We start from the raw sequence: 22070 nt of genomic DNA, 5'->3' as shown, positions 1-22070 counted from the left end.
ATTATCGGTCTTCGCATATCCCGTATGGACTATCTCTTCAGGTTGTTAATGGTTGCCAGCATCTGCTCAGCTGTTGTAATAACCTTGGAATTAATTTCATAGGCCCGCTGGGCCATAATCATCTCAACCATTTCATTGACCACATCCACATTGGCTGCCTCCAGATATCCCTGGAGCAGCACACCGGTATTATTTTCCCCGGGTGGTAAAATTTCCGGCTGTCCTGTCGCGGCAGTCTCCTTATACATGTTTCCACCCATATTCTCCAGCCCGGCGGGATTCATAAAGGTTGCCAGATTGATTTGTCCAAGCCCGATAGGTTCCGGATCGCCGGGTACCAGTACGCTCACGGTCCCGGTTTTGCCGATACTAACGTTGGTGGCTTCCCTGGGAATCACAATATTTGGCTCTACTTTATAGCCCTCCGAGGTCACCAGCGTCCCGTCACTCGACAGTTTGAGACTTCCGTCCCGCGTGTATCCGTTACTCCCGTCCGGCAACGACACCTGGATAAATCCCCGCCCCTGAATGGCCACGTCCAGCGGATTGTCGGTCTGCCGCATTTCTCCCTGGGCGAAACTCTTTTGCGTGGCAATTGGTCTGGTACCATACCCAACCTGAAGCTGTGTTGGCGTGTACCGCTGGAGATCATCGGCAACACCCGTCGTCCGCAAGGTCTCGTACAACAGATCCTGGAATTCAATGGACGATCGTTTGTATCCCGTTGTGTTCACATTCGCCAGGTTGTTGGCTATAACATCGATATAGTTTTTTTGAGCAGACATCCCTGTGGATGCGGTTTTCAGTGCTCGTATCATGCGTAATTACTCCCTGCGGCTGTTAAATTCGGCCCACATCGTTGGCGGACACTTTATTAATATCATCAAACGACTGAACCATCTTCTGATTCGAGTCAAAATCCCGTTGCAATGCAACCAATTTTACTATGGCTGAGATAGGATTGACGTTGCTTTGCTCCAGGAATCCCTGAACGAGTACCCCGTGGTCCTCTTCGGAATTCACCGGCTGAGCTTCGAATTGGTATTCACTGTTTCCTAATTTGATGATGTCTGTTCCCTCCTCCGGCAACACCAGTCGAAGCTTGTCAATCAGATCCCCGTTGACGGAAATATTTCCCTCTTTTGAAATCCGAACCTCGCCGTTTTCCAGGTATATTTCGCCCCCATCGCCTAGCACTCGCTTCCCGGAACTTGTTGTGAGATATCCTTCATCATTCACCTGAAAGCTGCCATTCCGCGTATACAGATCTCCGGCGTCCTCATCCTGGATCACAAAAAAGCCTTTCCCATTGATACCCAAATCAAGCGGGTTTCCGGTTTTATGAAGGGATCCCTGGGACAAGTCGACGATATTGCGCTCAACCATCTTTAATCCGGCTTTATCGGTTGCGGTTTGATTGGCGCCGGTTGCCTGTTGCGCATCCTCCAGGATATTGGCAAAATATTGATCCCGCTTATATCCTGGCGTATTGACGTTGGAAATATTGTTTGCGGTAATTTCCAGTTCCCGAATCCTGGCGAGCATATTTGATGTTGCAGCCAAGACTTGCTTCATAGGTGTTCCCTTCCTGCCCGGTCGGCATCGGATGTTTCTGACGTGTCACTGAATTACTATTCAAAGACAATGCCAAGAGCATTCAGAAATTACGGAACCTTGGTATTCCCTACATATCAACGGATTACAGTGATTATCTAAAACACAGGAGAAAAGTAAGTGAGGTAAAAAGGAGGAAATTATTTCATGGGTACCTGATGGGACAGGAGGATTTTTCCGTTTCCTATTTCAGAAAGTCTGTTGCTTCCTTCATCGTATTAAAAACTTTCACCCCGGCGGTTTCCTGAAATGAATGAAACGTTTCCGTAATTTTTTCCGACTGACTCACAATACACATACGAACACCAAACCGGGTTTGGTAATTGGTGACCTGACCAAGGTACTGCAGTTCCTCGAACTCGACAGAATCGACTTTCCTATAATCGACGATAAACTTTTGGAAACCATCCTTCCGCTTATTCACAATCCGGTGCAGAATTTCCCGGCCCGCCAGGTTGTTCTTCATTGGCCGGCGCTTCAGGTGGACATAGGTGTCTTCCTGGATCTCCTCAATCATATTGACGCCAAACCGTTCATCCAGGAGTTGAACCAGGTCAACGTTCGTATCATCATATACAACGACTTCTTCAAAGCCGGCATTCTTTAATCCCTGCACCTGGTGCTCCGCCATTGCCTCTCTGGAAAACAGGTAAAACGGCATGGAGGACCCCCTAAGCGCTGTATGGCAGCGTTTCAGAATACCTTTCACATCGTCCTTCAATTCGTCATAATTCATCAGGATAAAATCTGGCTTCCAGGTAAGAATATCACCGATGAGATCCGTGCTGTTGTCCACCAACTTGGTATTGTAAGCTTCCCCGATCCTGTTCCGTATCCATTTTTCTGCGGATTCCGTCTCGGTCATGTAGAGTAGTCGATAATTGGTGACTTTGGCGCCGCCGGATTCTCCAACATCCCCGTTTGCCTCATATCTTTCCTGCCAGAGTTTTTCAATTCTGTTGAGGATGTCGGTGTCATCCGTGTTGAGGCTAAGCGAATTTTTAAACCCGTTCGTGGTTTCGGAAATCCCGATCATCGGAATTGTTTTCCAGGACGAGTTCTGCCGAACCTTTTCCTCGAATTCCGGACCGGTAAATAGGTTGAGATTTTTATCAATAATGATCATATCCGGAGTACTTGAACCAAGTAGCCGGAGCCCTTCGATAGCTCCATCAGCATGCACTAGCCTGATACCCCGTTTTCGGAACAGTCGAAATAATCGGTTGCGGGTTTGATCGTTTGTCGAAACAACCATCACCATACCTGGCCGGTTCCCGGCAGCTCCTGTCAATTTTTCCGCCCTGACCCTTGCCCGGCGTGACTTGGTCGGATTTTCGACTATTTGTTTCACTTTTTCCTGCACCGTCCTGAGACGAAATGGTTTGAGGAGATAATCCGTTGCACCGAGTTCCAAAGCTTCTTTCACCCGTTTTTCCTCAGAGACTGCCGAAAACATTATGATCGGGATGGAACGCCATTCCCGGTGGGCTTTAATTTTCTTCAGGACCTCAAAACCATTGAGTACCGGCATCATAATATCCAAAAGAATGAGCTGCGGATGATGTTTTTCCAGATAATTCAGCCCTTCGATACCGCTGGGGACCTCAACGCTGGAACAATTCAGCGATTGCATTGCCTTGTTCACGAGCTTCCGGACAATTGGGTCGTCATCGATGGTAAGGATAACAGGCTTCATAACATTTTATTCGAGGTATTGTTTAATATCGCTTGCCAGAGTCCGGGTGTTAATCGGTTTTCCAATAAATCCATCACAACCGGCTTCCCGGGCCTTGGTTTTATCCTCTTCTCTGACATTGGCAGAAATCGCCACCAGCGGTGTTGATTGAAATCCGTCAATCCGGCGGACCTGGCGGGCAAAGTCATAGCCGCTGATCCCGGGAAGCTGGAGATCAAGCAGGATCAACTGGGGATGAACTTTTTGCAAGACCTCCAATGCCGCTTCTGCACTGTCATACAGATGTACGGTAATACCGGCGGATTCCAGCACTTTTTGGGTCAGGCGCGAGTTCATTACATTGTCCTCCACCAGCATTATCTCAATAGGCATATATTTCCTCAGATGAATCTGGTTCAAACCGAATCTCATCGGGATCTGTGGGTAAAATGAAGGAAAATGTTGCGCCCTGATTCACTTCGCTCTCCACCCAAATTCGCCCGCCGTGCAATTCTACCAATTTCTTTGCAATGGGAAGCCCGAGGCCGGTACCATCGTATTCCCGGCTGTGGGAGCCGTCCACCTGCCGGAACTCGTCAAAAATATTTTCCCGTTCATCCTCCGGAATCCCAATACCGGTATCTGAAACAGCGAACTGAATGTAATCGGTACCATCTCTGGTGACCGGCTGTATTTGAAGACGGATTGTCCCTTGTTTCGGGGTGAATTTGTTGGCGTTCCCAAGGAGATTCAGCAATACCTGCTTTATTTTCTTTTTATCGATACTCAGTGTCGTTATTTCGGGATCGATCTCATGAATATATTCCTGCTGTTTGCCGCGGATAACACCGGAGAGCGTCTGATTCAACTCATCGATAAGCGCCTGACAGTCCGTCTCCTCCAGCATCAATTCCATCTGGCCGGACCGAATCTTGGACATATCCAAAATATCATTAATCAACGATAACAGGTGCTGACCACTGCCAAGAATATTCTCCAGAAATTCATACTGTTCCTCGTTGACATCACCTGCTAGCCCGTCGATAAGGACTTCACTGAATCCAATGATGGAGTTTAGCGGTGTCCGGAGCTCATGGCTCATATTTGCCAGGAATTCGTCTTTAAATTTGTTCATCTTGGCCAGTTCGGTAAAGGATTCTTCCAGCGCCTTTTTCGACTGATTCAAATCCTCGATCTGATTGACATGGTTAATACCGATGGCCATCTGATTGCTCAGGGCTTCCATGGTGCGAAATTCCTGATCGCTCAGAGGGGTGGAATGGTATTTCGCACACAGAAAGATGCCGAGCACCTTATCATTTAAAGCAATAGGCATGGCAATCCAGGTACCTTTTGTGGTAAACCGCCAACTGCCATTATTCTTGTAATCTCTGAGAAATGGCTCCAGGTCTTTTAACACAATCGCCTGGTTTTTCATAAACGATTCCACAAGGAAATGGGACTCGGATTCACCCACCGGAATTGTGCGAAAATGGTGAAGCCAATCCGGTTGCAGACCGTTTCCGTATCCATACCGGAGAGTCATGTGCTCCTTGTCATACATATAGAGTGCAGCCGCGTCGACCTCCAGGATCTGCAGCGCATTTCCGATAAGGTGCTGGAGCACCTTTTCCAGTTCCGTCTCCGCCAGAATGATCCGGTTGATCTTATTTTTGACTTCTAATTCCCGGTTTGCCTGGCGCAGGGAGATCTCCAGCTGACGCTTTTCGGTAATATCCTCGACTAATCCTTCGTACACTGGCTCTCCGTGGAGCCCATCCTCTACCTTTTGGACGTTGACCAGTACAACAATTTCTTTCCCGTCCTTTTTCAGCAGCGTCAACTCTTCATCATTAATCACAGGATGACGACTAATCCGCTCGACCAGTCGCTTAGTGTCGTCACGGTCCTTGAATAACGACAGGATGTTGCCCAAACCGTATAACTCCTGTTCGGAATCGTATCCGAGGATTTCAACCAGGCGGGGATTCACCGTGGAAAAGCGCCCCCGGTGCGTCACCCGAAAAATGCCAATAAGCGAATTATTGACCAGCGAGCGGTACTTTTTTTCTGACTCCCGGAGTTCAAATTCCAGTTGCTTCCGCTGGGTGATATCGTGGAGCACATGAAAATATCCCTCCACATCACTCTCTTCATTGGACGAAACGGGCTGGCTGCTGACCAGCGCCTTGATTTTATCCCCTTCTTTGGTCAGGAAGGTGAGCTCGTTTTGCGTTGCGATGCCATGCTGGAGATTTTCGATGGAAATGGTGAAATATTTTTTCCGGCTTTCCGAATCCATATACTTGTAGATCGGCTGGGAAATCAGCTCATCAGCTGTGTAGCCCAGCACATCCAGCAATGCGGGATTCATATCCTGGGTTTGGTCCTTCCGATCAACCACCCAGAGGGCATCAACCATATTTTCGATATATTGATCCCGGCGCTGGAGCTCCCGGTTCAGGCGCTTCATCTCGTCGTTGACTTCGGTAAGCGCCTCAATACGATCCTGAAGTTTCTTCACCAACTCTTCGCTATACTGTTGGAAATACTCCGTGCGCTTTTCGTCAGTGGTCTCCTCCACCTTTCCGGACAGGTATTCGGATATTTGCTCCGGGAGCGCGAACAGGTCGATGGGTTTCGGGATGAATCCCCGGCAGCCGGCCGCGAGCGTCTTTTCGCGCTCTTCTTCCGTATTATTGCCTGTGACAGCAACAATCGGCAAATCCTTGAGCTCTTCAATGGAATGAATTCTTGTCGTGGCTTCGTATCCGCTCATACTGGGAAGCTGAAGATCCATCAGGATGAGATCGGGGCGAAACTCCTGCGCCGCTTTAATCCCCTCCAACCCGGTCGAGGCTCCCGCAATTTCGAACTCATCTTCCAGCACCCGGGTCACAAGTTCCCGGATGTTGGGATCGTCTTCTATATGTAATATTTTCGGTTTACTCATGGGTAGGATCGAGGACAAGCATGTTCGTCCCATCAGACGAATATTGCTCGATCTGCACAGATTTTAGCTGCACCAGCTTGTCCAAAACATCTCCGATACGCTTAATTTGCGTTTCTATCACCTTGAATTGCCCTTTAATATCGACATTCCCTGTGAAATCTTTAGAGGATTCAATATCCCCCATGAGCAATTCCAGGGTACCGGAGATAATCGTAAGCGGATTATTGACCTCATGGCTGAGACGGACAGCCATTTGTCCCACAGTGGCCAACTTTTCCGATGAGATTAGTTGCGACTGTGTTTCCTGTAATTCGGTGTTCAGCTGCTCCAACTCGATATTTTTTTCCATCAGCTGAATTGTAGATCGCGCATGCTCCACAATCCCGGCAATCTGACTTCCAACGATCTGTAAACGCGCCAGGTCATTATCGTCAAAGGCATTGGTTTCAGGATGTCCGCAATTTAGCACCCCGATAAGGGAGTCGTTTAACATCAGCGGTACACTCAGAAAACTATGTATTGTCTCGCCATCGTATGTTCCGTTCCGGCGGATATCTCCCAGGATGATTGGCCGCTTCACATGGGCGGTCCAGGCGGACATACCCGATCCCCGGGTAAATTTAAACAGCTGGGCCAGCTCAATTTCTTCGCCGATGGAGGCTACCTGTTCCAGCTGCTCTGTACGGCTGTCCCAGAGATACAGTGTACTCCGCTCAAACGGGATAACCTGCCGGGTAAGCCGTAATACATTTTCAAAAACCTCACCCGGCTCCTGGTCGATCTGAAGCAGTTTGGATATGTCAAAAAGTACAGATTGTAATACTTGCTGCGTTTCCTTCATTCGACTTCCTCTGAATTTTGTACTGCCCTGGATAAATATGTAAAAAATGCATCGAAAACACGTTGGGCATCCTCAGAAACGGATCGTTGCCATTCTGGTGACAACCCGGAATGTTCCTTCGAATCCATGGAATTACTCTCCATTAGTCGCCCCGTGTTCAGGATAATTCATCACAAAGGATGTGCCTTTGTCAATCGTACTAAAAACATCGATATGCCCATTGTGTTCTTCTACAATTCGATAACAGATATTGAGACCCAGTCCGGTGCCCTCGTCTTTTGTTGTATAAAATGCGTCAAAAATTTCGTCCAGTTTTTCCTGTGGAATTCCACTCCCCGTATCGGTGATGGTGACCTGCCAGGACGGTATCGGCCCATCTTCACCATTGAAAGACACGTGTTCGATTTCACAGGTTAACGTACCATCGTCCTCCATGGCCTGTACGCCGTTCTGGATGATATTCATGAAGACCTGTTCAATCTGATTTTGATTTCCATAAATGTACGGGATGTTCTCCGGATAATGGGTGACAACTTCGATATTTTTCACGTTGATCATCTTCCGGGTGAGCACAAACGATTCTTCCAGCGCGTCAATCAGATTCAGTTTCTCAAAATTGCCCGCAGATTTTTTGGAATAATTCCTGATACTCTGAACCAGGGACTCAATGCGCCGAATCTGTTCCTTGATTTTTTGGAGAATCTCCCGATCAGCCGGCTGGATGTAATCCCTGATACTCAGAATTTCCACATTGCCCTGAATCACAAACAAGGGATTACTGATATCGTGCGCCAGGGTACCGGCCATTAATCCCAGCGAGGCCATCTTGTCGGACTGCAGTAGTTGTTGATGGGTAGCAGCCAGTTTCTCATTTCGCTTTTGCAGCTCATTGATAACCAGCGAAAGTTCCTTTGTGCGCTCTCTGACACGCTGCTCCATCTCACGGGCGTGAGATATATACTTCCGCTCCATGTTTTTCTGCTCATTCTGAGAGCGCGAAAGTTCAAATGCCCCGTGTACCGCATCAAGGAACTCGTTGCGATCCCACGGTTTCTGGAGGATCTTGAAAATCCGGCCCTGATTAATGGCGTCCGTCATCACATTCACATTGGCAAACCCGGTGACCATCATCCGGATAATATCCGGATACTTTTTCTCTACCAGGCTTAAAAACTCGATACCGTCCATTCCCTCCATCTTGTAATCGGAGATGACCAGGACGACTGACTTATCCTTTAATATCTTAAGGCCTTCTTCTCCGGATTCCGCGAGCAATACGGTATACGGCTGCTTTTTGAGGAGTGAACGCACAATTTTGCGGATGATCGGTTCGTCATCCACAAATAATATTGTATTATTTTCCTGTGTGGGATGATTTTCTGAATTAGTTCCGTTTGGCATATTACACCGTGATAGTCTGTTGAGAATTGTTTGCTGGAAATATTATCGCTGGGTCTATACTGAAATTATATATGTAATTACACCTGACGTGCACCGTTCGGAATCCTTCCGACTGAAGGGCGGTGCGGAAAACAGGCAGATTCTCTTCAAATGCCTGCTGTAGCGATTGGGAATTGCAGTCGATTACCCCGGCGAGTTCATCCTCCCTGAACTCAAGCACAACATGGAAACAACGGCCGTCTGTCAAAACTCCTAACAGCGTCAGTTGTGTGGGGGTATTCCTCCCATCGGACCGGTCCGGATTCCATAACCCAAATCCCGCCAATCCGGAATATTCACCATATGCAAACGGCAGCAGTCCCCCGATCCAATATCCCGTATCCCAGCCGATAGAAAGTAACTGCTCCCAAAGATGCAGGTACTGTGACATACCTCCGGAAGTATTCTCCCCCGCTGACAGGTTGGAGTTGTAGAGCGAATGTACAGCCTGAATCATCTCATTAAATGACTGAATCTGGTATCCGGAAAAAAATTCATGAAAGTGATTCCTGATCCATTCCGGGGAAAATACAATTTGGGTCTGTTCAATCCATTCCACAACAGCGGAGAGCGCAGGCTTGCCCGGCAATGATGCATTCCAAAGCAATCGTCTCCAGATATCCGGGGCCGCCTCAAAGGAATCCAAAAGCCGGCTAAAACCGCCATGTCTCTGCCTTTCCCCGAGCAGTGCAGAATACACAGCCGGGGTGACTGGCAAATTATATCTTTGGAAGGTCTCCAAAACTGTTTTGAGTTTCTTCTCGCCAGCGGAAGATCTTTTCTCGGATTTAATCTGCTGTACCACTTTGAGCCGGGGCTTGGGTCTGACCGATTTCACCTGCATCAGAAGCTGCTCCCCTACATTTACAGAAATCTGAGAGCTTGCAATAATCGGTTTTCCCTGGATGGTTGTCATAACCTGATTTTTACCAAGGTGGCGATTAACTGTACCGGAGACGAACTGTCCGACCCGAAGCATCAGGCGCGGCTGCCCGGTGTTCCCATACTGTCCGGCTAAAATTGCAGCGACAGAAGACATTCCCGACATGCGTTACTCAGGCTCCCTTACCACGCATGCGGATCAGTTTGGCCTCCTCTTCGGAAACGGCAAGTTCCCGGGCGATCTCCCGTACGGACATTCCTGCAAACGACTGCGCGTTTACCCGGTTGGCACCGGGCCCAGCAGATTTTGTCTTTTGGGAAACCTTTAACAACAATTCAACTTCCCCTTTGCTCAGATTGAGCTCCCGGGCAATCATTTCTCTGGAGAGCCCCTTCTTGTGGAGTCGTGCTACTTCTTTTCGTTTACGACTTATCTGATTATTATCTGAAGGCTTATTGGCTTCGGCAAACCCGGAAAAAGATACGGAATCACCCGAGGCATTTCCCTGATCAATTTCGGTTACCGGGGATTTTTTGGATTGTGTGTTCATTGAATCCATCTCTTCCCCTCCGGTCCCTGAGACTTCCGCACCCATCTGGGATTGTAACGCGGAGAGAAAATCGCGGGATTGTTCTTTTGGAATATCCTGGAATTCTACCTCGCCGGAATTGCGGGAAACAGTCAGATAATATCCACCTGTTGAGATCATGCTTAGTAACAGAAAAATTCCGATAGTCACGCGGTTTTCATTTAAATAATTGACTGCGGCAAGTGTTTGAGCTTCGATATTAGACCTTGCGCGCTCCTCACCCGGCAGTGCGTCAACATATGGGGATGAATTCTGATTAATTTTCGCTTTGTAATAAGCAATCCACATCTGCTCAGATTCTGTGCTCAATCCCCGTGCATCGTAAAATTCGGCCAAATCTTTCATTACCGATGGCGTCAGGGCATCCCGGTTGACAAATTCCGTATGCAGCGCCTGTACCGTTGATAAGTCATTTTCTCCAATGTGTTTTTCTAGTGAGCGGTTGAGGTTTTTAACGGAATATTTTGAGTATTTTTCTCCAATGTTAGTGGTTTTAAAGATATTTTCATCAAGTAATACTTTAGCTAAGTTATTGCTCCTGTTTTGGCCCTTTTGAGTCAGATACCTCCCAATCGGTTCTCCTGAGAATGACAACCTGATCCCGTTTTCCACATGCGTATGTTTCAGCGTAAAGTCTTCCAAGGAGTTTAACTGAATGGCGAGATAGATATTTTTGTATTGTTGAGACAGTGAGATATCGCCAAACGGCGCGTGTGTCCACAGCGGATTATCGGATCTGTGGAAATCATATCCGGCAGCGTCATCAATACGGATTCGAATGGTGCCATTTTTCGGCCCAATGACCTGGTATTCCGGAGTCCCGTCCGTGGCTATAATCAGATCGATATTTTTTTCTGCGAAGTCAATATCGATACTTTCAACAGAAGTTTCAGCCACTGCCTGGGATATAGAAGTGCAGAAAAGTAAACCGATAATCAGATGTACGTAACGCATATCTCTTTCCCTCGTGTTAAACCGTAATGTCCAGATTTGTCCCTAACGTCCCCTCATCGTCTCCGGGGATATCTTTATCATTACCCAATTTTTTTCTATCCACATTTTCCCCGGTATCTGGCGGGGAAGTCTTTTTCTTCTCTTTCTTTTCCTTCGATTCTTCCTCATTATCCGTCTGGGAAGCCAGGTCGAGCTGATCCTTGAAACGCTTGCCGTTCTGCTCGGCTTCGTCCTTGTTTGGCTTTTGGACACGCTTAGATCGGTCAACCGAACCGACCTGCCTGTTGGGATCAATCCTGTTGAAGTTGATATCCATTGCATATCAGCGCAAAACGCTCTCCAGATAAAGTAAAACTTTAGTATGGATCTGGGAGACCCGAGATTCAGACACTCCAATCACTTCGCCGATTTCCCGGAGGGTTAACTCCTCGTAATAGTAGAGGGCGATCACCATCTTTTCCTGGTCAGGCAGGTGATCGATAATTTTGACAAGACGCTCCTTTTCTTCCGCTTTGACCAGCGCATCAAGGGGTTCGTCATGTTCAGTTTGCTCAATTGACTTTTTGATGGTGAAGGATTCGTCGTCCTCGCCGTCATCATACATATAATCCAGAGAAAGCATATACCGCTTTGATACGGAATGCAGCATTTCATAGTACTCATCTATAGTCACATCCAATGCTTCAGCAATCTGTTCATCTGTGGGATAGGTATTCAGTTCACTCTGCAACTCCTCAATAGTTGCTTCCAGTCGTTTGTGAGCATCCCGTAACGACCTTGGTCCCCACTCCACACGCCGTAGCTCATCGATCATTGCGCCACGGATTCTGGTGTATGCAAAGGTTTTAAATTTCACCTGCTGACTGGGATCAAAGCGATCCACCGCCTCTATGAGCCCTACGACGCCGCTGTGGAACAGATCGTCCCAGCTCATCACCGAGGGCAAATTCCCCGTAATCCTTCCTGCGATGTATTTGACCAGCGGCAGATACTGCTTCACGAGTTCGCTTCTCACCTCGTGGGTCGGATTCTCCACGTAACTCTGCCAGAGATTGGCTACCTGCTCCTCGGACTTCTGCTCAACCTGAATGTCCATTGCACTCATAGCTCATCATCCATTTATTTCTGTTCGCCCCCGCCGGTCTGGGCTCCTTCCGGCTCTGGTTGTTTTTGCGCCAGGGCATTATCAATAATCCAGTTGTATCCGGTAATTCCAATGAGAATCAGAATAAGAATCGCGGCAATGAAAATCGCAGAACGCCAGGCGCCGGTGAAATAAGAATAACCGAGCAATTTATGGACAAAGACAACGCCCAAATAGACCAGCAAAATGAGGTTTGTTACAAGGTCTTTCATATTATTATCCTATTGTCTCAGTAATGAGATCTGCGGCTTGAGTTCCGGGGTTAATTGCTCCGATAGCATTATCAAATGGCGGAAGCGAAAGTGCGTCCCCTTCGTGGAAGGTTTTTAATGGTGCTTGGCTTCGGCTGGCCGTGATAATTTCGTGTGACCAGGGAACGGTCCCATAATTTACTATTGCGTAGTCCAAAAATCGCTTGGTCATCGTTTCAATCTGATTAAATACATCGTCAGGATCGTCTTCCGGCAAAAATTGGTTTACCACTAATCCGATATCCCGGACCCGGTTGGTCAGATGGAGCGCCTTTATGAGTGCATACGCATCGGTGCAGGCGGCAGGATCCGGCGTTGTTACAACCATTACACGGTTCGCCGCAAGGCACCAGTCAATGACCTGGGCGGCTAAGCCGGTGGCGGTATCAATGATTATTAATTCATAGTTCTCCCGCCACTGGTGTAGTAATCTGGTAATCCGGGAACTGTACGGGAGGTTTTGTGCTGTTTCTCTGCCCGAAGTAACCGGAACCAGCACGTCTGTGGAGTCATTGACAGGCTGAGTATATCGTGGCCAGGATTTCGGGTTTTTAAAAATAGTAGTCCAGTCTCCGGAGGGTGTCAGGTTTAATAGTGTCGCCAAATCCCCCAGTACAAAGTCCCCATCGATAACAAGGGCCCGAGCCTCTGTTCGCAGAGCCAGGTGCAGGGCAATAGTTGATTTACCGACACCTCCTTTGCCGCTGCTGACAGTTACCACCTGCCCCGCAGCGGTTTCCGAAGAATCCCGTTCCTGAGTTACCTGCCCAAGATTCTTCCGACGGATGTATTCCCGGAGCGCTGTGGCCTGCCCGTTCATCCCATTTCCCCAAACAACCGCTCGCTGTACAGTGTCGCGTTGCCAAGGACAACATCCTCCGGAACGTTCTGACCATTGGTGAAATAGCTCACCGGCCAACCATGTTGGTGTAACATAGTCAAAACCGTCCCCATGGTTTCGGCTTCATCAATCTTTGAAATAATCAGATCGGTGATATCAAAGATGGAAAATCGTTCCGCGGCAGCAAGGATTGTCGCGGATGAGGTGGTCGCACTCAGCATTAAATGGACTTCCTCCGGCTGGGCAGCCCGCACCAATCGCCGCATCACTGAAAGGCTCTCATGGTCATGCTGACTCCGGCCGGTGGTATCCACATAGATGTAATCGTAATCGTCGAATTTTCGGATCGCCTCACGCATCTCAATAGGGGTATAGACAATTTCCAGCGGCACATCGATTAGGTCTGCAAATACCCGCAACTGGTCTGTGGCTGCCACCCGGAAAGTATCGGCGGTGATGAGCGCGACGGTTCTTCCTTCCTCGATAGTCTTCTGAGTCGCCAGTTTTGCGATGGTGGTGGTCTTACCTACCCCCGTCGGCCCGATAATCGCTATTCGTCGCTGACCCTGCCCTGCTTCCTGCGGGATCGACTGAGAAAAAATGTTGTCTACCGCACAGTCCATATGATGGCGGACATCCATATGTGAGGCATCATCTCCAAGCGATTTTCTGGCGCCACGAATCAGTTCTTTCAGCAGTGGCATGTCCACTTCCTGGGCGACCAGGTGCATATACCATTCACGATATACATCCGGCAACATCTGGACGTCCGGGTACTGTAATTCCTTAGTCAATTTTGTGATGATCTGCTGCATCTGCCGCATCTCTTCCCGGATCTCGCTGGTTTCATCGGGAGTTGGTTTTTCTTCCCTGCGAGCATCTGGCTGAGCCTGTTGTCCTTTTGGTGAGATAGTGCCATCACTATCAATACCCGCGGTCACCTCAACCTGTTGTCCATCGACCGCCCCGTTCGCTTCAAGTTTCCGGGTATGCAGTATCACTGCCTCCGGACCAAATTCCTGCCGGATCTTTGTGAGGGCCTCCTGAACTGTCTCAGCCTGGATTTTTTTTATTCGCATCATGATAATTCCACCATTCCTATTGCTTCCACTTCGATTTGCATTGTTAATTCACCATATGACATCACCACGACATCAGGAAATTCCGGTTCGATTAACATCCTGAAATAGGGCCGCAGCGTCGGAGAGCAGAGTATCAGCGGCTGGTACCCCTCTGCGTTCATCCGGTCCTTCACTTCAGTTATCCTGTCGTAGAGCTCCTGGACTTGATCCGGTGTCAGGCCCAGCGTGCCCATGGTCTCCATCTGGCCGTTCCGGATGGAATCCGACAGATTTTGCTCCAGGGTCGGCTCCAGGGTGGCGCAATAGAGTTTTCCGTCCGGCGCTTTGAACTCGTTACAGATGACGTCGGACAGCGAGCCGCGCACAAACTCCAGCAGCGCCTGCGGATCTTTGGTCTGCGGTGCGTAGTCCGCCAGCGCTTCCAGAATCTGCACCAAATTTTTGATCGGAATTTTTTCCTGCAGCAGGCTCTGGAGCACCTTCTGGACTCCACCAACGGACAATGTATTCGGCACCAGTTCATCGATCACCGTGGGATGTTCCTCTTTCACGGCATCAAGCAAATTCTGGACTTCCTGCCGTGTAAGAAGCTCATGTGCATGCTGTTTAACGATTTCCATCAGATGCGTTGCCAGTACGGCCTCTGCTTCTACCACGGTGTATCCACGCTGCTCCGCCCGATCCTGTTGATTTTCCGTGATCCAGACGGCGGGCATCTCGAAGGTCGGCTCCACCGTTTCGATCCCGTCGATCTTCTGGGTGACTGTTCCTGGGTCGAGTGCCATGAGATAACCGGGCATGAGTTCGGCTTCCGTTGCGGGTGTTCCCCGCACTAGCACCCGATATTGATTTGACGAGAGTTGCAGATTGTCCCTAATACGAATTGGCGGGACCATCACGCCGAGTTCGGTGGCCACTTGTCTCCGAAGTGACGTGATTCTATCCAGCAGATCGCCTCCCTGTGATTCATCTACCAGCGATATCAAGCCGTATCCAATTTCGATTTCCAGCGGATCGACCTGGAGGTATGCCTTAATATTTTCTGCCGGCGGGAGCTGTTCTGCTTCTTCCTCTTCCTCCTCCGGGAGTAGTTCGTGTGGCGGCGGTTGTCGAAATTTCCGGACAGCGACCACACCAACGCCTGCTGAAATCATCAGGAACGGAAAGGTCGGAAATCCCGGAGTAAACCCGAAGATCAGGATAATAACCGCTGCCGCTATTAACGCCTGGGGATTGGCGGTGAACTGCCTGACGATTGTCTGTCCCAGGTTATCTTTGGAATCAGAGGCATTCCGCGTAATTACAATACCGGCGGCAGTGGAAATGACAATCGCCGGAATCTGGCTAACCAGTCCGTCTCCAACCGTCAGCAACGTGTAGGTCTGCAGCGCTTCCCCGACGCCCATGTTATTTTGCACGGCGCCGATTATGAGCCCGCCGATAATGTTGATCATTGTAATAATAAGCCCGGCAATGGCGTCTCCACGGACAAATTTACTTGCCCCGTCCATAGCTCCGAAAAAGTCTGCCTCCCTGGAAATTTTTTCCCGTCGGGTTTTCGCTTCCCGCTCATCGATTAGCCCGGCATTCAGATCGGCGTCGATGCTCATCTGCTTACCTGGCATGGCATCCAGGGTAAAACGGGCTGATACCTCAGCAACACGCTCCGCACCTTTCGTAATAACGATGAAGTTGATAATCACCAGGATGAGAAAGATGATAAAGCCGACGACATAGTTGCCTTTGACGACAAACTGGCCAAACGTCTCGATGATCTGCCCAGCATACGCGTCACCAAGGATCAGGCGGGTGGTAGCGATATTTAACGACAGCCGAAACAGTGTTATCAATAGCAGGAGTCCCGGAAAAACAGAGAACTGCAACGGCTCAGTAATGTACATGGCGCTGACAAGAATCAGCAACGCCAACGCGATATTCAGCGCCAGAAAAAGGTCCAGCATACTCGTTGGCAGCGGGACGATCATGATCCCCAGGATCAAAATGACTCCGAAGATCACCAGCATTCCTGGTAATTCTTGTAGGCGGCTCAACATAGTTATCCTGTCTGCTTCATCCGGTATATCCGGGCTAATATTTCAGCGATAGCCTGGTAAAATTTTGCCGGGATTTCCTGGCCGATTTCCACCAAATCGAACAACGAACGTGCCAGGGGTTTGTTTTCAATGATCGGGATATCATGTTCTTTGGCAATTTCCTTAATCCGTTCTGCGATTTTTCGCATTCCCTTGGCCAGAACCCGGGGCGCTTCCATTTCGTCAGGATTGTATTTAATGGCAATTGCATAGTGCGTTGGGTTGGTAATGACCACATCCGCCTCCGGTACGTCCTGCATCATCCGGTTCCGCGCCATCTCCTGCTGGAGATTCCTGATTCTAGATTTCACCAACGGATCACCCTCGGTCTGCTTATGCTCCTCTTTCACTTCCTGCTTGGACATCTTTAACTGCTTGGTATGGCGATATTTCTGATAGGCGTAGTCAACAGCCGCCAGAAACATTACTGCGATAGCCACTTTGCTACCGAGTTCAAATCCGACGCTGCCGAGGTAACTCAGCAAGGCATGGATCCCCATATCTCCGAGGTGAAAAAACTCTTCGAGATGGCCGGCCAGGACAAAATACCCCACTGTGCCGACGAGAATCATTTTGAACAGATTTTTCAGCAGTTCAAAAGGAGCTCGCGTGACCAATTCCTTCATCCCCTTCAACGGGTTCATTTTCCCCCAGTTGGGTTTAAATGCTTCCTCGGACACGCGGATCCCCACCTGTCCAAAATTGACGGCGAGCCCCATCACGAACATGACCGCCAAAAACGGGAATATTGCTTTAAACACTTGCAAGGTGCCTCCCCAAACCAACCCGGGGAGTGTATCAACGTTAATTTCATAGGTGCTGATGTTGCCAAAAACCTCGGTGCTGATATCCTCAAATGTGCCAAAGATTGCAGGACCGGTATAGAGCATCATCATCACTCCTGCCAGGAGCATAAATGCGGTATTAACTTCCATACTCTTTGCGACCTCTCCCTTTTTCCGCGCATCTTCTTTTCGCTTTGGAGTAGGTTGTTCCGTTTTTTCCTGTGCGCCTTGATCCGGCATACTAAGGTCCTATCAGTCCGATGATGCTGTAGATGTTCAATTCCGATGTCTGGTATAAGGCCTGAAACACTCTGCCAAAGATGGGCATGGAAATGGCGATCATCAGCAGACCCGTCAAAATCTTCAGCGGGAAGCCGAAGATAAAGATGTTCATCTGTGGCACAAGCCGCGCGATGAGCCCGAGAGCCATCTCGGTGAGCAGAATGGTGATAAAAATGGGTGCACCTATTTTCAGGGCGATCACGAATACATCAGCGGTCAACCGGGTTAAATGCTCGAAAAAATTCTCATGAAACACCAGTCCCCCCAGCGGTACCGCCGTAAAGCTACCCTGTAATGCTTCCAAAAGATGGCCATGGCCGCCGATTGCCATGTATATCAGGATGGCAACGATGTAGTAGAACTCCCCGATAACCGGTACATTATTTTCGGTGCTGGGATCGAACAACTGTGCCGCAGCAAATCCCATCTGCAAACTCATGAATTGTCCGGAGAACTGCACGCCCATGAATAAAAGATTTGCCACGAACCCAATAACCACACCGACCAGGACTTCGAGTCCTGCCGCGAGAATGAAACCCGGAATACTCGTATAATGGGACGGCGCTAAATCCATCACCGGGATAATAAGTATTCCGAGGAGCACACCCAGTCCAACTTTCAAAATCGTTGGTATCCGGCGATCACTGAATAAGGGAGCCACAGCAATCAGTGCGGTAATCCGGATGAAAACCAGCAGGATGGATTGATATTCGTACCAGGTGAAGGGCATAATTAGAATCCTGAAATCAGCGTGAACAGTTCACGAGTATACTCGACGATGATCTTGACGTACCACGGCATGAAAATCAGGATAACCAGCGCGACTACGACAATCTTTGGAATAAATGTCAAGGTCATTTCCTGTATGGAGGTGGCGGCCTGGAAGATGCCAACGGCCAGACCGATTATCAGACTAAAAATTAGAACCGGACCGATGAGCTTAAAGCCCAAGAACATTGCCGATTGTCCCAAATCCAATGCCATTTGTACAGACATTCTATCCTCCTAAAAAAACCCGTTTACCACCGAGCCGACCAACAGATTCCAGCCGTCGACCAGGATAAAGAGGAGTATTTTAAACGGCAGTGAAATCATTACCGGGGGAAGCATCATCATTCCCATGGACATGAGGACACCGGCAACCACCATATCGATGACCAGAAACGGGATGTAGAGCACAAACCCGATCTGGAATGCCGTGCGCAGCTCGCTGATGACGAAACTCGGAATCAGGACGCTGTTGGAGACATCATCGATAGTATTTGGTTTATTGCTCTGGCTTATTTTCATAAACAGTCCAAGATCTTTTTCGTCAGTCTGCTCCACCATGAACTCCCGCAGCGGCTCCATTGCATTGGCAAACGCTTCCTGCTGTGTGATTTCTTCCTGCATATAAGGCTGGAGTGCACTGGTGTTCATCTTATTAAGCACCGGACTCATAATGAAAAACGTCAGGAATAATGCCAGGCCGATGAGCAGCTGGTTCGGCGGCATTTGATTCGTACCAAGGGCCTGACGCACAAAAAAGAATACCACAATAATCCGTGTAAAGCTGGTCATCAGAATAAGGATAGCCGGTGCCAGCGCCAGCACGGTCATCATCAGCAAAATCTGGAGCGTTGTTGATACGTCTTCCGGATTGTTGGCCTGATCAACCCCTAGTGTGATTTTCGGAATGCCTTGTGCTTGTAATATTTCAGCTGGCAGTAATGTGAAAATAACTACTAACAAGCCAGCTATAGCCCCCCACGTCAGAAGTCTTTTTTTGGTTCCCCTTTTCATGAAGATTTCGTCCCCGTTCCACCAATGGCCCGTTTCAAAATCTGTCCGAATTTCTGATTTACCTGTGGGCTATTATCCTCCAGCGCATCCCACTCACGAAAATCGGGATATTTATGGATCAGGGTCATCCCGTTTTCACCTTCGCCAAGGAGAAGGAGATCGTTGAAAAACCTGACAGCAAACAACGAATGATTGGCGGTTAAGTCCACCTGGTGTAAGACGCGAAATTCCGGTGTACGTTGTGCCGACGGTGATCCCTGGGCCCTGTTCATAAACTGCCTGAGTACCCAGACTACCAGTACAATCCCACCAATGACCAGCGCCAACGCAAAAATCGATTGAATTATAATCCAGAGAAAGGACGGCTGGTTCCCACCGGTTTCCTGGAATGATTCCTGGGCTGCGAGAATCCCGGGGAGGAGTACCGTGACGAGAAGTATGGATTTATTTTTCATCGGTGTCCTGAATGAATGGTTTTCGTTCAGGATACCTTTTGCAAGGCGTATGCCAGTATCTGACTCCGGATCCGGCTATTCGGTAAACCCGCTGTTCACAGGGGATGTAGAGATATCGTTACAATTGGGAAAAATTATGGAGATAACTTGAAACTGGAATAAATTTCCTTAGGTGCCACTCCCGGGTGCAATATTTTCCTGTTGGATTAAGACCGTGTTGGTGTGTTCAGGTGTTACAGTGGTATTGACCAGACCGTCGTGGGTCTTGGGTCCTCAGTCTTCTTTTCCCCAGACCGTCGTTTTCGTCTCCGGACTGCTGGTTCCGAACTTCGGTTATATACTTCTTCAATCTTCATTTTTCATTCTACAATTCCCTTTTTGCCAAATAACCGCTAAAGCGGTCACTACCAACAAGTTTCCCCTATTCCCTATACCTTTTTCCCCTATACCCCTTTGTTGTCACTGGAGCGACTTGATCTTCTCTGCCGGGGAGACGATTTCGGTAATCCTGACACCGAAGTTTTCATCCACGACGACAACCTCCCCTTCAGCGAATTTGCGATCGTTGATATACACATCCACGGGATCACCTGACAGCTTGTCCAGTTCGATGATTGAACCCTGTCCCAGTTGCAGGATATTTTTGATGGTAAGCTTCGTCCGCCCCAGTTCGATGGTGATTGGCATCTGCAGATCCATGAGCATGTCCAAATTCGCACCTTTGCCGTTGGTGCCTTTATTCCGGAACTGCTGGAATTGTGTTTCGTCCATTTCGACCTGCTGCTCGCCGGCCTCTGTCTCATCTTGGGCCGGGGTTTCTGCGTCCGGTTCCTCGTCGCCGGCATCAATGAGACTGGTCAGGGTTTTCGGGACCACTTTGTAAAACGAGAATTTGTGATCCGGTGCTACGGAAACCTGGTACGAGAATATTGCGGATTCTTCCGAAAGGTCCGGTTGCTCCGTCGATTGTGTAATGGTAATTTCGGATGCATCAACCTGCTCACCGGCAATAGAACTCAACTCGGAGAGGTATGGACTCATTATCTGTGCCATTAGTTCCTGAAGCGGTTCTGTCTGGTTCTCCGGATCGAATTCAAGAGACGGATCTTCGCCAATCATCGTACTTGCCAGAAACGCCCCTAAATCGCCGGGAAGAAATATCTGCCAGGGATCGTATTCTTCATTTTCGAAGACGACCGTGGTGCGGACTTCACTGGACGTCAACAGCTGGATAATCTCCGGGGTATATTCCTCCACGTGTTCAATTTCCACCGTAAACTGTTGCCCGGTAATTATTTCCAGGTTATCGCTGGTAATATCTATTATTTTTTCTTCGAATTCCCGCAGGCCTGTAAATTGATCGTCAGCCATGAGATGACTCCTTTACTTGCTGTTGTTCCGGCTGTTCATGCCCTGTATCATCGGGATCATCCATGCGGCTTTTGCGCGTAATCCTGACCGCTTTAGATTTCTCCTGGATACCGGGCTTTGCCCAAAATTTTTGTTTGCCGGAGATAATTATCGGCAGTTCATTGGTAATTTTTGAATCGGTGGTCAGTACATCGCCAACTTCCAGGTTAATAAAATCTTTAATAGTGATATCGACCTTCCCCAATTCCACCCGGACCGGGAGATGAGTATTATTCAGGTTGTATTCAATATCCCGGCGAATTTCCGGTGTCTGCTGTTTTTGGGTCAAAGCAATGTAACTATGGATATTCAACTTGCTCATCACCTTTTCCAGCGCAATAAACGGGATACAGAGATTCAGCGAGTAAGTGCGCTCTCCAATAATTACATCGAACAAAATTACGATGACGGTTTCGCTGGCCGGAGCAATCTGAACAAACTGAGGATTTGTCTCAAACGAGCTGAGTTCCGGCTTAAGACTGGTTACGTCTTCCCAGGCTTCATCCAGGTCCTTCAACCCCCGGATGATAATCTTTTCCATCACCTTTTGCTCAATGGTGGTCACCTCGCGGTGGCTATCCACCACCTTGCCGGCCCCGCCGAGCAATCGGTCAATCAGGAAAAAGAATAGATTCGGTGGGACCTCGAATATCGAACTGCCGCCAAGCTTCGTCATATTAAAGATGAACAGGCTGCTCGGCACGGAAACCGACAGCGTGTACTCAGAATAAGTGACCTGATCAATAGTATTAACCTTGACATCAACCATCGTTCTCAGGGTATTTGAAAGATAGGTGCCAAACGTCCGGGCAAACCGATCGTTGATGGTCCGGAGCGTCCGCATCTGCTCCTTGGAGACTCGGTTGGGATGGCGAAAATCGTATACGTTGACCTCCTGCGATCGTTCATAGGACTCCGGTACCTCATGCGAGGCGGCCTGGGTCATCAGAGCATCGATTTCCTTCTGTGAGAGTAATTTACTTTTATTCATCGCTG

22 protein-coding genes are annotated in these 22070 nt (G+C 48.7%); all 22 read right to left on the bottom strand.

Going from position 1 to position 22070, the window contains the following annotated elements; genetic code table 11:
* Positions 1 to 29: 29 nt before the first annotated feature.
* Positions 30 to 818, bottom strand: a complete 789-nt coding sequence (gene flgG, locus K9N57_01650) for a flagellar basal-body rod protein FlgG (protein MCF7802871.1) — start codon at positions 816 to 818, stop codon at positions 30 to 32.
* Positions 819 to 840: 22 nt separating this feature from the next.
* A complete protein-coding gene (locus K9N57_01645) occupies positions 841 to 1575 on the bottom strand; it encodes a flagellar hook-basal body protein (protein MCF7802870.1) in 735 nt (244 codons plus the stop codon).
* 223 nt (positions 1576 to 1798) lie between these two features.
* The gene (locus tag K9N57_01640; GenBank protein MCF7802869.1) at positions 1799 to 3310 is read right to left on the bottom strand and encodes a response regulator; all 1512 of its coding nucleotides are present in this window, start codon (positions 3308 to 3310) and stop codon (positions 1799 to 1801) included.
* 6 nt (positions 3311 to 3316) lie between these two features.
* Positions 3317 to 3682, bottom strand: a complete 366-nt coding sequence (locus K9N57_01635; GenBank protein MCF7802868.1) for a response regulator — start codon at positions 3680 to 3682, stop codon at positions 3317 to 3319.
* Positions 3672 to 6242 carry a PAS domain S-box protein gene (locus K9N57_01630; protein ID MCF7802867.1) on the bottom strand — a complete coding sequence of 857 codons (2571 nt, stop codon included), beginning with the start codon at positions 6240 to 6242 and terminating at the stop codon, positions 3672 to 3674. The genes K9N57_01635 and K9N57_01630 overlap by 11 nt, the downstream gene beginning before the upstream one ends.
* Positions 6235 to 7083: a GAF domain-containing protein gene (locus tag K9N57_01625; GenBank protein ID MCF7802866.1), complete on the bottom strand. Its 849-nt coding sequence runs from the start codon at positions 7081 to 7083 to the stop codon at positions 6235 to 6237. The genes K9N57_01630 and K9N57_01625 overlap by 8 nt, the downstream gene beginning before the upstream one ends.
* Positions 7084 to 7215: 132 nt before the next feature.
* Positions 7216 to 8484, bottom strand: coding sequence for a response regulator (locus K9N57_01620; protein MCF7802865.1), 1269 nt, complete (start codon positions 8482 to 8484; stop codon positions 7216 to 7218).
* Position 8485: 1 nt separating this feature from the next.
* Complete coding sequence (locus K9N57_01615; GenBank protein ID MCF7802864.1) at positions 8486 to 9571, bottom strand: hypothetical protein; 1086 nt, start codon at positions 9569 to 9571, stop codon at positions 8486 to 8488.
* 7 nt (positions 9572 to 9578) lie between these two features.
* Positions 9579 to 10949 (bottom strand): hypothetical protein, encoded by a 1371-nt coding sequence (locus K9N57_01610; protein ID MCF7802863.1) that lies wholly within the window; start codon positions 10947 to 10949, stop codon positions 9579 to 9581.
* Between the two features lie 16 nt (positions 10950 to 10965).
* Complete coding sequence (locus K9N57_01605) at positions 10966 to 11265, bottom strand: hypothetical protein (protein ID MCF7802862.1); 300 nt, start codon at positions 11263 to 11265, stop codon at positions 10966 to 10968.
* Between the two features lie 6 nt (positions 11266 to 11271).
* Positions 11272 to 12054, bottom strand: a complete 783-nt coding sequence (locus tag K9N57_01600; protein ID MCF7802861.1) for a FliA/WhiG family RNA polymerase sigma factor — start codon at positions 12052 to 12054, stop codon at positions 11272 to 11274.
* A 14-nt stretch (positions 12055 to 12068) separates the two neighbouring features.
* Positions 12069 to 12305 (bottom strand): hypothetical protein, encoded by a 237-nt coding sequence (locus K9N57_01595; GenBank protein MCF7802860.1) that lies wholly within the window; start codon positions 12303 to 12305, stop codon positions 12069 to 12071.
* A 4-nt stretch (positions 12306 to 12309) separates the two neighbouring features.
* On the bottom strand, positions 12310 to 13164 hold the full coding sequence (locus tag K9N57_01590) for a P-loop NTPase (protein ID MCF7802859.1): 855 nt from the start codon (positions 13162 to 13164) through the stop codon (positions 12310 to 12312).
* A complete protein-coding gene (gene flhF / locus K9N57_01585) occupies positions 13161 to 14267 on the bottom strand; it encodes a flagellar biosynthesis protein FlhF (protein MCF7802858.1) in 1107 nt (368 codons plus the stop codon). Before flhF ends, K9N57_01590 begins: the two co-directional genes overlap by 4 nt.
* Positions 14264 to 16321, bottom strand: coding sequence for a flagellar biosynthesis protein FlhA (gene flhA / locus K9N57_01580; GenBank protein MCF7802857.1), 2058 nt, complete (start codon positions 16319 to 16321; stop codon positions 14264 to 14266). Before flhA ends, flhF begins: the two co-directional genes overlap by 4 nt.
* Positions 16322 to 16323: 2 nt before the next feature.
* Positions 16324 to 17385 (bottom strand): flagellar biosynthesis protein FlhB, encoded by a 1062-nt coding sequence (gene flhB, locus K9N57_01575; GenBank protein ID MCF7802856.1) that lies wholly within the window; start codon positions 17383 to 17385, stop codon positions 16324 to 16326.
* A 1-nt stretch (position 17386) separates the two neighbouring features.
* A complete protein-coding gene (gene fliR, locus K9N57_01570) occupies positions 17387 to 18157 on the bottom strand; it encodes a flagellar biosynthetic protein FliR (protein ID MCF7802855.1) in 771 nt (256 codons plus the stop codon).
* A 2-nt stretch (positions 18158 to 18159) separates the two neighbouring features.
* Complete coding sequence (gene fliQ / locus K9N57_01565; GenBank protein ID MCF7802854.1) at positions 18160 to 18423, bottom strand: flagellar biosynthesis protein FliQ; 264 nt, start codon at positions 18421 to 18423, stop codon at positions 18160 to 18162.
* A gap of 9 nt (positions 18424 to 18432) precedes the next feature.
* Positions 18433 to 19209, bottom strand: coding sequence for a flagellar type III secretion system pore protein FliP (fliP, locus tag K9N57_01560; protein MCF7802853.1), 777 nt, complete (start codon positions 19207 to 19209; stop codon positions 18433 to 18435).
* On the bottom strand, positions 19206 to 19664 hold the full coding sequence (locus tag K9N57_01555) for a flagellar biosynthetic protein FliO (GenBank protein MCF7802852.1): 459 nt from the start codon (positions 19662 to 19664) through the stop codon (positions 19206 to 19208). Before K9N57_01555 ends, fliP begins: the two co-directional genes overlap by 4 nt.
* Before the next feature lie 459 nt (positions 19665 to 20123).
* Positions 20124 to 21035: a flagellar motor switch protein FliN gene (gene fliN, locus K9N57_01550; protein ID MCF7802851.1), complete on the bottom strand. Its 912-nt coding sequence runs from the start codon at positions 21033 to 21035 to the stop codon at positions 20124 to 20126.
* Positions 21028 to 22065 (bottom strand): flagellar motor switch protein FliM, encoded by a 1038-nt coding sequence (gene fliM / locus K9N57_01545; GenBank protein ID MCF7802850.1) that lies wholly within the window; start codon positions 22063 to 22065, stop codon positions 21028 to 21030. The genes fliN and fliM overlap by 8 nt, the downstream gene beginning before the upstream one ends.
* Positions 22066 to 22070 lie beyond the last annotated feature (5 nt).

The organism is Candidatus Neomarinimicrobiota bacterium (assembly GCA_021734025.1).
In the GTDB taxonomy this organism is placed as follows: domain Bacteria; phylum Fidelibacterota; class JAANXI01; order JAANXI01; family JAANXI01; genus JAANXI01.
Note: the sequence above shows the minus strand (reverse complement) of the source record. Positions and strands in the feature narration are given on the sequence as shown.